General features: G+C 70.8%; 8 protein-coding genes, 3 tRNA genes and 2 pseudogenes. 6 read left to right on the plus strand and 7 right to left on the minus strand.

Annotation, left to right across the window (positions count from 1 at the left end):
• Nucleotides 1–153: 153 nt before the first annotated feature.
• Entirely contained in the window at nucleotides 154–951 is a 798-nt protein-coding gene (locus FRZ03_RS24515; protein ID WP_146467313.1) for a maleylpyruvate isomerase family mycothiol-dependent enzyme, read from the minus strand.
• 134 nt (nucleotides 952–1,085) lie between these two features.
• Here FRZ03_RS24515 and FRZ03_RS24520 point away from each other — a divergent pair, with 134 nt between their 5' ends.
• Nucleotides 1,086–1,670 carry a Uma2 family endonuclease gene (locus tag FRZ03_RS24520; protein WP_146467314.1) on the plus strand — a complete coding sequence of 195 codons (585 nt, stop codon included), beginning with the start codon at nucleotides 1,086–1,088 and terminating at the stop codon, nucleotides 1,668–1,670.
• Between the two features lie 60 nt (nucleotides 1,671–1,730).
• On the opposite strand, the gene purL is transcribed toward FRZ03_RS24520, so the two are convergent.
• From purL to purS, 3 genes are read right to left on the minus strand one after another with little or no spacing between them, the layout of a single operon-like run.
• Nucleotides 1,731–3,989, minus strand: coding sequence for a phosphoribosylformylglycinamidine synthase subunit PurL (gene purL, locus FRZ03_RS24525; protein ID WP_146467315.1), 2,259 nt, complete (start codon nucleotides 3,987–3,989; stop codon nucleotides 1,731–1,733).
• On the minus strand, nucleotides 3,986–4,666 hold the full coding sequence (gene purQ / locus FRZ03_RS24530) for a phosphoribosylformylglycinamidine synthase subunit PurQ (RefSeq protein ID WP_146467316.1): 681 nt from the start codon (nucleotides 4,664–4,666) through the stop codon (nucleotides 3,986–3,988). Before purQ ends, purL begins: the two co-directional genes overlap by 4 nt.
• Complete coding sequence (purS, locus tag FRZ03_RS24535; protein ID WP_146467317.1) at nucleotides 4,663–4,935, minus strand: phosphoribosylformylglycinamidine synthase subunit PurS; 273 nt, start codon at nucleotides 4,933–4,935, stop codon at nucleotides 4,663–4,665. Before purS ends, purQ begins: the two co-directional genes overlap by 4 nt.
• Before the next feature lie 311 nt (nucleotides 4,936–5,246).
• On the opposite strand from purS, the gene FRZ03_RS24540 reads away from it, so the two are divergent.
• From FRZ03_RS24540 to FRZ03_RS24555, 5 genes and pseudogenes are all read left to right on the plus strand, one after another.
• On the plus strand, nucleotides 5,247–5,564 hold the full coding sequence (locus tag FRZ03_RS24540) for a histone-like nucleoid-structuring protein Lsr2 (RefSeq protein WP_031164632.1): 318 nt from the start codon (nucleotides 5,247–5,249) through the stop codon (nucleotides 5,562–5,564).
• Between the two features lie 211 nt (nucleotides 5,565–5,775).
• A tRNA-Gly gene (locus FRZ03_RS24545) sits at nucleotides 5,776–5,847 on the plus strand.
• 82 nt (nucleotides 5,848–5,929) lie between these two features.
• Nucleotides 5,930–6,005, plus strand: a tRNA-Gly gene (locus tag FRZ03_RS24550).
• Between the two features lie 123 nt (nucleotides 6,006–6,128).
• Nucleotides 6,129–6,554 (plus strand): annotated as a pseudogene (locus tag FRZ03_RS41275) (DNA-binding response regulator); the annotation flags it as partial.
• A 23-nt stretch (nucleotides 6,555–6,577) separates the two neighbouring features.
• Nucleotides 6,578–6,653 (plus strand) — tRNA-Gly (locus FRZ03_RS24555).
• Nucleotides 6,654–6,706: 53 nt separating this feature from the next.
• Here the strand turns inward: FRZ03_RS24555 and FRZ03_RS24560 are convergent.
• The 3 genes and pseudogenes from FRZ03_RS24560 to FRZ03_RS40525 all read right to left on the minus strand — a co-directional run.
• The gene (locus tag FRZ03_RS24560; protein ID WP_146467318.1) at nucleotides 6,707–7,606 is read right to left on the minus strand and encodes a phosphoribosylaminoimidazolesuccinocarboxamide synthase; all 900 of its coding nucleotides are present in this window, start codon (nucleotides 7,604–7,606) and stop codon (nucleotides 6,707–6,709) included.
• Between the two features lie 88 nt (nucleotides 7,607–7,694).
• Entirely contained in the window at nucleotides 7,695–9,191 is a 1,497-nt protein-coding gene (locus FRZ03_RS24565; protein ID WP_146467319.1) for a N,N-dimethylformamidase beta subunit family domain-containing protein, read from the minus strand.
• A gap of 175 nt (nucleotides 9,192–9,366) precedes the next feature.
• Nucleotides 9,367–9,776, minus strand: a pseudogene (locus FRZ03_RS40525) (hypothetical protein); the annotation flags it as partial.

Genomic DNA, 9,776 nt, shown 5'->3' on the forward strand with positions numbered 1-9,776 from the left:
ACTCGACGCCGGTCAGGGGGTTATCGGCACGCACGGCTCCACTCTGCGCCGGGGCGGCCCCGCAGGCCACCAGCAGGGGGAAGAGTACGGAGACAGCAGACGCTTTGTACCGTTTCATACCGCTTGGACGGCGGACCGCCCGGGGCGGTTCCCTCAGGTCAGGACCGGCAGCAGCGCCCCGATGTCCGCGCGCTCCCCGCTGGCGCTGACCATGGCCGCGTCCAGGGCCTCCCGCCAGGCCAGCCGGCCGGTGGCCAGCCGTACCCAGGTCAGCGGATCGGTCTCCACGACGTTCGGCGGGGTGCCCCGGGTGTGCCGGGGCCCCTCGACGCACTGCACCACCGCGTACGGCGGCACCCGCACCTCGGTCGAGCCGCCGGGCGCCTTCACCGCGAGGGCGTCCGCGAGCAGCCGGGTGGTGGCGGCCAGCGCCTGCCGGTCGAGCGGCACGTCGAGACCCGGCACGGCCGCGTTCAGGTCGTCCGTGTGGACGACGAGTTCCACGGCACGGGTGACCAGGTAGTCGTCCAGGGACAGGGCGCCCACGTTGGTCCGCAGCAACCGGGTGCCGCGCTGCTCGGCGAGGAGGTCGCGCAGCGAGGCGTCGACGTCCGCGAGGTAGGCGTCGAGGTCGGGGTGCTCCGCGGCGAGATCCCGGGTGAACGCGTCGATCGCCGCGGAGTTGGCGGCGGTGGCGAAGGGCCAGTCGAGCAGCACGGCGTCCGCTGCGGCCGGCGCGGGCAGCGCCACCGCGCGGTGCACGGCGGTCACCGCCATCCCGATGTGCGCGACCAACTCCCGTACGGTCCAGCCGTCGAGCCGCGTGGGCCGCGCCAACTGCTCGCCGTCCAGCCGCCGTACGGCATCCCGCACGGCCCCGAACTGACCGAGCACGGCGGCACGGGTGCGGGCGGGGTCGTAACTGCGGGGGCGTTTCCTGGCGGGAGGCATGGGGCGAGCCTAAGCGCTCGGGGAGCGGTGTGAAGGCCCCCGCCCGCTCATCCGTGTGGGTCACCAGGGGCGGAACACGCGCCGCGCCGACCTTGGTCGGGCGACACTGGCCTCCGCCTGGAAGGGGGTGCAACATGACGGTTATGGCCGAGCGCACGTCTCAGATGTCGGTGCAGGAGTTCGAAACGATCGCCTCCACCGCTCCCGAGACCGTCACGTTGGAGTTCCTCAACGGACGGATCGGAGTCAAGAAGGTGGCAGACGGAGATCACGACACCATCGTGGCCTGGCTGGCACGGCGCTGTATGCAGGCCAGGCCTGACCTGGACGTGTACCAGGGCCGCGGGCTCCGGGTGGAGGCCTATCGGGAGGGGCGGGCAAAGCCGGATGCCGTGGTCGTACCCGAAGCCCACTTCGCGGGACACGGTGAGTGGGCCGACCCGGCCGGGGTGCTCATGGTCGTCGAGGTCACCTCGTACGACTCGGACACCGACCGGCGGGACCGGCACGAGAAGCCGACCGCGTACGGCCAGGCGGGGATCCCGCTGTACCTCCTGATCGACCGGGACTCCTGCACGGTCACCGTGCACAGCAGCCCCGACCGGCAGGTCGGTGGCTACCGGGACGCCCACACCGCGAAGTTCGGCGAGAAGGTGCTCGTCCCCGGCCCGATGGACATCGAGCTGGACACGGAGATCCTCAAGAACTACGTCCGCTGAACGTCTGACGGGGCGGCGAAGCCCCCGCCCGGGCGCGAGTCGACCGGGCGGGGGTTCTCGTCACGCCAGCAGCGACGGGATCGTGTTCTCGTGGGCCGCGCGCAGGTCGGCCAGGGGGAGGGTGAACTCGCCCTGGACCTCGACCGTGTCGCCGTCGACCACGCCGATGCGGGTGACCGGGAGACCGCGGGCCGAGCACATGTCGTTGAAGCGGACCTCCTCCGAGCGCGGGACCGCCACGAGGGCGCGGCCGGCCGACTCGGAGAGGAGGAAGGTGAAGGCGTCCAGGCCGTCGGGGACGATCAGGCGAGCGCCCTTGTCGCCGAGCAGCGCGGACTCCACCACCGCCTGGATCAGACCGCCGTCGGACAGGTCGTGCGCGGAGTCGATCATGCCGTCGCGGGAGGCGGAGATCAGGATCTCGGCCAGCAGCCGCTCGCGCTCCAGGTCCACCGCCGGGGGCATGCCGCCGAGGTGGTCGTGGATCACCTGGGACCAGGCCGAGCCGCCGAACTCCTCGCGGGTGTCGCCGAGGAGGTAGAGCAGCTGGCCCTCCTCCTGGAAGGCGACCGGGGTGCGCCGGGCCACGTCGTCGATCACGCCGAGGACCGCGACGACCGGCGTCGGATGGATCGCCGCCTCACCCGTCTGGTTGTACAGGGAGACGTTGCCGCCCGTGACCGGCGTGCCCAGCTGCCGGCAGCCGTCCGCGAGGCCGCGTACCGCCTCCGCGAACTGCCACATCACCGCCGGGTCCTCCGGCGAGCCGAAGTTCAGGCAGTCCGAGACCGCGAGCGGCTTCGCGCCCGTCGTCGCCACGTTGCGGTACGCCTCCGCCAGCGCCAGCTGCGCGCCCGTGTACGGGTCCAGCTTGGCGTAGCGGCCATTGCCGTCCGTGGCGATGGCGACGCCGAGGCCGGTCTCCTCGTCCACCCGGATCATGCCCGAGTCCTCGGGCTGGGCCAGCACCGTGTTGCCCTGCACGAAGTGGTCGTACTGCTGCGTGATCCACTTCTTGGAGGCCTGGTTCGGGGACGCGACCAGCTTGAGGATCTGGTCCTTCAGCTCCTGCGCGGTCGCCGGACGCGGCAGCTTGTTCGCGTCGTCGGCCTGGAGGGCGTCCTGCCAGTCGGGGCGGGCGTACGGGCGCTCGTAGACCGGGCCGTCGTGCGCCACCGTGCGCGGGTCGACGTCCACGATCTTCTCGCCGTGCCAGAAGATCTCCAGCCGGTCGCCGTCGGTCACCTCGCCGATGACGGTGGCGATGACGTCCCACTTGGCGCAGATCTCCAGGAACCGCTCGACCTTGTCGGGCTCCACGACCGCGCACATACGCTCCTGCGACTCGCTCATGAGGATCTCCTCAGGAGACAGCGTCGAGTCGCGCAGCGGGACGTCGTCCAGGGTCACCCGCATGCCGCCGGAGCCGTTGGACGCCAACTCGCTGGTGGCGCAGGAGAGCCCGGCCGCGCCCAGGTCCTGGATGCCGACGACCAGCTTCTCCCGGAACGCCTCCAGGGTGCACTCGATGAGCAGCTTCTCCTGGAAGGGGTCGCCGACCTGGACCGCCGGGCGCTTCGACGGCTTGGCGTCGTCGAAGGTCTCGCTCGCCAGGATCGACGCGCCGCCGATGCCGTCGCCGCCGGTCCGGGCGCCGTACAGGATGACCTGGTTGCCGGCGCCGGAGGCCTTGGCGAGGTGGATGTCCTCGTGCCGCATCACGCCGATGGCGCCGGCGTTGACCAGCGGGTTGCCCTGGTAGCAGGCGTCGAAGACGACCTCGCCGCCGATGTTGGGCAGGCCCAGGCAGTTGCCGTAGCCGCCGATGCCCGCGACCACACCGGGCAGCACGCGCTTGGTGTCGGGGTGGTCGGCGGCGCCGAAGCGCAGCGGGTCGACCACCGCGACCGGGCGGGCGCCCATCGCGATGATGTCGCGGACGATGCCGCCGACGCCCGTGGCCGCGCCCTGGTAGGGCTCGACGTAGGAGGGGTGGTTGTGCGACTCCACCTTGAAGGTGACCGCGTAGCCCTGGCCGACGTCCACCACGCCGGCGTTCTCGCCGATGCCGACGAGCAGCGCGTCCGACTCGGGCGCCTTCTCGCCGAACTGGCGCAGGTGGACCTTGGAGGACTTGTACGAGCAGTGCTCGGACCACATGACCGAGTACATGGCGAGTTCCGCGCCGGTCGGGCGGCGGCCGAGGATCTCCACCACCCGCTCGTACTCGTCCTTCTTCAGGCCGAGTTCGGCCCAGGGCAGCTCGACGTCGGGGGTCGCGGCCGCGTGCTCGACCGTGTCCAGAGGCGTCCGGCTCATGCGTTGACCAGCTTCTTGAGGATCGAGGTGAAGAACGGGAGGCCGTCGGTACGGCCCGTACCGATCAGCGGCTCGACGGCGTGCTCGGGGTGCGGCATCAGGCCGACGACGTTGCCGGCCTCGTTGGTGACGCCGGCGATGTCGTTGAGCGAGCCGTTGGGGTTGAAGTCCAGGTACCGGAAGACGACGCGGCCCTCCGCCTCCAGCTTGTCGAGCGTGTACGGGTCGGCGACGTACCGGCCGTCCATGTTCTTCAGCGGGATGTGGATCTCCTGGCCCTGGCGGTAGTCGCCGGTCCAGGCCGTCTCCGCGTTCTCCACCCGCAGCTTCTGGTCGCGGCAGATGAAGTGGAGGTGGTCGTTGCCGAGCATCGCGCCCGGCAGGAGGTGCGCCTCGGTGAGGACCTGGAAGCCGTTGCAGATGCCGAGGACCGGGAGGCCGGCCTTCGCCTGCTCGATCACCGTGTCCATGACCGGCGAGAAACGGGAGATGGCACCGGCGCGCAGATAGTCGCCGTACGAGAAACCGCCGGGCAGCACCACGGCGTCCACCTGCTTGAGGTCCTTGTCCTTGTGCCACAGGGCGACCGGTTCGGCGCCCGCGAGACGGATCGCGCGCTGGGTGTCCCGGTCGTCCAGGCTCCCCGGGAAAGTGACGACGCCAATACGAGCGGTCACTTCGCCGCCTCCGCGACTTCCGCGCCCTCTTCGACCTTGACGGTGAAGTCCTCGATCACGGTGTTGGCGAGGAAGGATTCCGCAAGATCGTGGATGCGGGCGAGGGTGGCCTCGTCGACCGGCCCGTCAACTTCCAGTTCGAATCGCTTTCCCTGACGTACGTCCGAGATCCCTTCGAATCCCAGGCGCGGCAGCGCACGCTGGACCGCCTGGCCCTGGGGGTCGAGGATCTCCGGCTTGAGCATGACGTCGACTACGACGCGTGCCACTGGCACTCCCGGTGTGTGGTGCTGAGCAGGTTCCTTCAGACTACCCGCACAAAATTTCTACGCGGGTAGAGTTGGAGGAAACTACGTGAGGCGCATCACGATCGGGTGTCGGAGCCCGACCGCTGTGAAAATTTCTGGGAAAGTTCGACAGGCCGTACGCAACCGCTATTGCACTCGGACACGCGGACGGTTTTAGTCGGGCTTCACATTGCATTGCCGGGCACTGTACAAATGAATTGGCAATAGCCGATACTCGGTACGTCGACGCCGCTTGAGCTGTATCGACGTGCCGCACGAAGGGACCGATATTCGTGGCGCAAAAGGTCGTGGTCACCCTCTTTGACGACATCGACGGCTCGGAAGCGGCGGAAACGATCGCCTTCGGACTCGACGGCAAGTCGTACGAGATCGACCTGAACGAAACCAACGCCAAGAAACTGCGCAAGGCGCTCGCGCCCTACGTCGAGGCCGGCCGCAAGCGGTCGCGCTCCGGCAAGGCGTACAAGCAGACCGAGGTGGCGCCCGACCCGGCGGCCGTCCGCGCCTGGGCCCAGGCCAACAAGATGGACGTCCCGGCGCGCGGACGCATCCCCAAGAAGGTCTACGAGGCGTTCAGCGCCGCGCAGTGAGGCGGAAGAGCCCGCGAAGGGGCAGCTCTCAGGGTCCGTCAGCGGGCCCTGGGGGCCGTGCTGTTGGGCCGCTTCGAGGCCCCGGAGCGGCCGGCGGGGAAGCCGGGAAGGGGCCCGCGGGGGAACCGACTTGCGCAACCCCCCTGTTGATCAGCTAATGTCTGAGACACACCGAGGGGCGAGGCCGAAAGGCCGAAACCCCGAGGAACGTGCGGGTGTAGTTCAGTAGTAGAACATCCCCCTTCCAGGGGGAAGGCGCAGTGTGCGATTCCTGTCACCCGCTCTGGCACCGGTCGTCACGACCACTCCTGTGGATCAGGTAGGCTGGTGCTCGCACCGATCGGTGGGAGCCGGTCGGCAGCAGTGCGGACGTAGCTCAGTTGGTAGAGCGCAACCTTGCCAAGGTTGAGGTCGCGAGTTCGAGCCTCGTCGTCCGCTCCAAGGGAAAACCCCGGTCTTCGTGACCGGGGTTTTTTCGTTTCCCGCCCTATGCACAATCGGCTGCTCATGACGCGCGAGGAGATCTTCGTGCTGCCGGGCACCGACGCACACGATCCGTACCCGCGTCTGCCCGGCGCCGATGATGTGAGGGTCGCCACAGTCCCGCGAGAGGAGCCGCCCTGCCGCCGGGGAGTGATCGTCACCGGGGCGGGCGGCCCGGACATCCTGAGCGGGCCCTCGCGGCGGCTGCTCGGGTCCGCGACGAGGACCCTCCGTGCGTGGCGGCTCGCCGGGATCATCCGCACCGTGCCCGCCGGGAACCGTTCTCCGGAACGCGAGTTGGCCGCCGGCGCGATCTCCGCCGGGACCCGCCGCCGACCGCGCCTCATGCGCAGGGGCCGGAGCCGGGCGCCGGTCGCAGAGATCGCCGAGCGGGCGGCCCTGTCGCCGGGGACGGTGCGGAACCGCCTCTCCTCGGCCATCACCGAGATCCGTGCCGAGAACCGGCATGCGGCAGTGCGTCTCCCCCGCCCGCGAGGTTGGGTATAGTAGCTCTCGCGCCACGGCGCAGTGCGGACGTAGCTCAGTTGGTAGAGCGCAACCTTGCCAAGGTTGAGGTCGCGAGTTCGAGCCTCGTCGTCCGCTCCACGGAAAGACCCCGGTCCACTGGACCGGGGTCTTCTTCGTTCCCTGCGCGTTCCCTAGGACCAGCTGGTGCCGGTCAGGCGCTCGTACGCCTCCACGTACTTGGCGCGGGTGGCGTCCACGACCTGCCGCGGCAGTGGCGGCGGGGGCTGCTCGCTCCGGCGGTCCCAGCCGGACTCGGCGGAGGTCAGCCAGTCGCGCACGAACTGCTTGTCGTACGAGGGCTGCGCGCGGCCCGGCTGCCACTGGTCGGCCGGCCAGAAGCGGGAGGAGTCCGGGGTGAGCACCTCGTCGGCGAGGACCAGCTCGTCGCCGTCGAAGCCGAACTCGAACTTGGTGTCGGCCAGGACGATCCCCCGGTCGCGGGCGATGTCCCGGGCCCGGGAGTACACGGCGAGGGTGGCCTGGCGCAGTTGCGCGGCGGTCTCGGCGCCGACCTGGCGGGCGACCTCCTCGTAGGAGACGTTCTCGTCGTGCTCGCCGACCTCGGCCTTGGTGGCCGGGGTGAAGATCGGCGCGGGCAGCTCGGAGCCGTCGACGAGGCCTTCGGGGAGGGCGAGGCCGCAGACGGTCCGGGACTCGTTGTACTCGACCAGGCCCGAGCCGGTGAGGTAGCCGCGGGCCACGCACTCGACCGGGACCATCTTCAGCGACTTGCAGACGAGGGTGCGGCCCGCCCAGTCGGCCGGGGCGCCCGCGGGCAGCTCGGTGGAGAGCACATGGTTGGGGGCCAGATCGCGCAGCTGGTCGAACCACCACAGGGAGAGCTGGGTGAGCACCCGGCCCTTGTCGGGGATCTCGGTGGGCAGCACCCAGTCGTACGCGGAGATGCGGTCACTGGCGACCATCACGAGGTCGCCCGCCTCGTTCTGGTACAGGTCGCGCACCTTTCCGGTGTGCAGGTGCACCAGGCCCGGAACCTCTGTCGGCTCGGGCTTTTCTACGAATCCGGACACGGTTCCTCCCCGTGGTTCTGTCCAAGTGCCTCGATTCTCCCTTATGGGAAGTGCACCGCGGGCGGGGGGTACCCCGGGGTGGGGAGCGTCAGTCGCGTTTGCAGATGCGGTCCAGGAGGTTGGCCGTGGCGCGCTGGATACGGGGGTCCACATGGCCGGGGCGGTCCAGGGCCGGGGACCAGGCGAACGTGCCGGAGGCGAACACCCAGGCGCCGGAGGGGGCGCGGTACAGGGAGGTCTCCTGGTGGCGCAGCGTGCCGGCGGCGTCGGTGTACGGGGAGTGGGCGAGCAGGATGCGCTCGTCGTGCTCGGGCAGCGGGGTGCGCGGGAAGTACCGGTCGGCCTCGCCCGCGACCAGGCCCGGGATCTCGTCGCCCTCGTGCGCGCCGGTCGCCTCCCACAGCCAGTGCCCGGCGTTGCGCACGATCAGCGGGCGGGGCTCGGGCACCCGGCCCGCGTACTGGATGCCGATCAGCTCCTGTTCGGGCCGGTCGATCTCCCGCCACAGCACCGGCCTGCCGGGGCCCTTGCGCTTGCGGCAGCTCAGCAGCCGGTCGGGCACCCCGGACGGCGACGGCCCCAACTCGACCTGCCAGTACATGGTGTTGGCGGAGAGGAAGACCAGCGAGGTGCCGTGGTCGCGGGCCCGCTCGACCGCGCGGCGCATGGGGCCCGACCAGTACTCGTCGTGGCCCGGGAAGATCAGGCCCCGGTAACGGGCGGGGTCGACCCGGCCGGCGTGCAGATCGCGGGCGTCGGCGTAGGCGAGGTCGTAGCCGTAGCGCTCGGCCCAGCGGATGACGTCGTAGGCGTGCCCGACGTGCAGCGGCAGGCCGGCGCCCGCGTACGGCCGGTCGAAGGAGACCGTGGTCGCCGCGTCGGCCTCGCCGAGCAGCCGGCCCCGCTCGTCCCAGGCGTGGTAGAGACTGGCGCCGGTGTGCCCGTCCTCCGGGTAGAGGTTGTACGCCTGCCAGGTGACGTCGGGCAGCAGCAGGAGCAGATCGGCCGGGCGGTCGTCGCGGACCGTGAACGGCACATGGGAGCGGTAGCCGTCGACGGTGGTCAGCACGGCCACATAGGCGCCGACGCTCCAGTGGGAGGGCACCTGGAGGCGCCAGGACAGCCACCAGTGGTGGCAGGAGACCGTGCGGTCGGCGGCCAGCGGACGGGGCTGCACGATGCCGGACAGCCGGGGGCTGGTGGTGATCTTGGCGGCGCCGTCGCCCGCGTAGTGGCCGATCCGGTAGATGTCGACGGCGAACTCCTGCGGCGGGTCGACCGTGATGTGGAAGTCGATCGCCTCGCCGGGCGCGACCGCGCCGGTCGCGGTGAAGCCCTTGATCTGCCGGTGCACGTCGTCGGCCGAGCGGGGGCCGCCCGGGGAGGTGCGCGGCGCGGGGACCCGCCCGGCCGCCGTGGTGTGCTGCTGGGGGACGGCCTCCACGTACCAGGGCACGACATGGCCGGTGTCGTCGAAGTACGTCTCGCTGCCGCGCAGCCAGGGCACCGGGCCCAGGCCGAAGGGGTCCGTGACGGCGTGCGCGAGCGCTCCCGACTCCCAGCGGCGGATGTGGTCCGAGACCATGGTCGCTCCCCTCCCCCGAGCCCACCGTGTCCTGTCCGGGCGGGCTCGCGGTGCTCGGCCGTGCTGTCGTATGTCGCATGCCTTTGCCAGGTGCGTGATGAGCCCCAGCACATCACATAAAGCACGGGGGCGGTCACTATTCGTTGCGAATTAACCTAAGTGGCAACCGGAAGGGTCAGACGAGGCGTATCGGCTTCTCGGGGCGTATGCCCGCGGCGGCCAGCCAGTCGCGCAGCGGGCCCGGGTCGCCCCGCTCGATCAGGCTCAGCACCCGGGGCGTCAGATCGGCCGCCCGCTCGCCGTGCAGCAGCAGGGAGGGGCCGTCCAGCCAGTCCAGGGCCGGGACCGCGCCGGCGGTGTCCACGGCCGCGCAGCACACCATCGCCGTGACGTGGTCGGCGAGGAGTTCGCGGGCGGTGCGCGGCGGTTGCAGGGGGACCAGCGGCAGCGCGCCGCCGTCCCAGAGGGTGCTCGGCGGGCCCTGGCCCGCGGCGGTGGCGCCCCGCGGCGCGGCGGTCTCCTCGCGGGCCACCGCGGCGCTCAGGCCCGCGGCGAGGACGGCGCTGCGCTCGGTGCCGGGGTCCT

The organism is Streptomyces misionensis (assembly GCF_007896895.1).
GTDB classification, from domain to species: Bacteria; Actinomycetota; Actinomycetes; order Streptomycetales; family Streptomycetaceae; genus Streptomyces; species Streptomyces misionensis_A.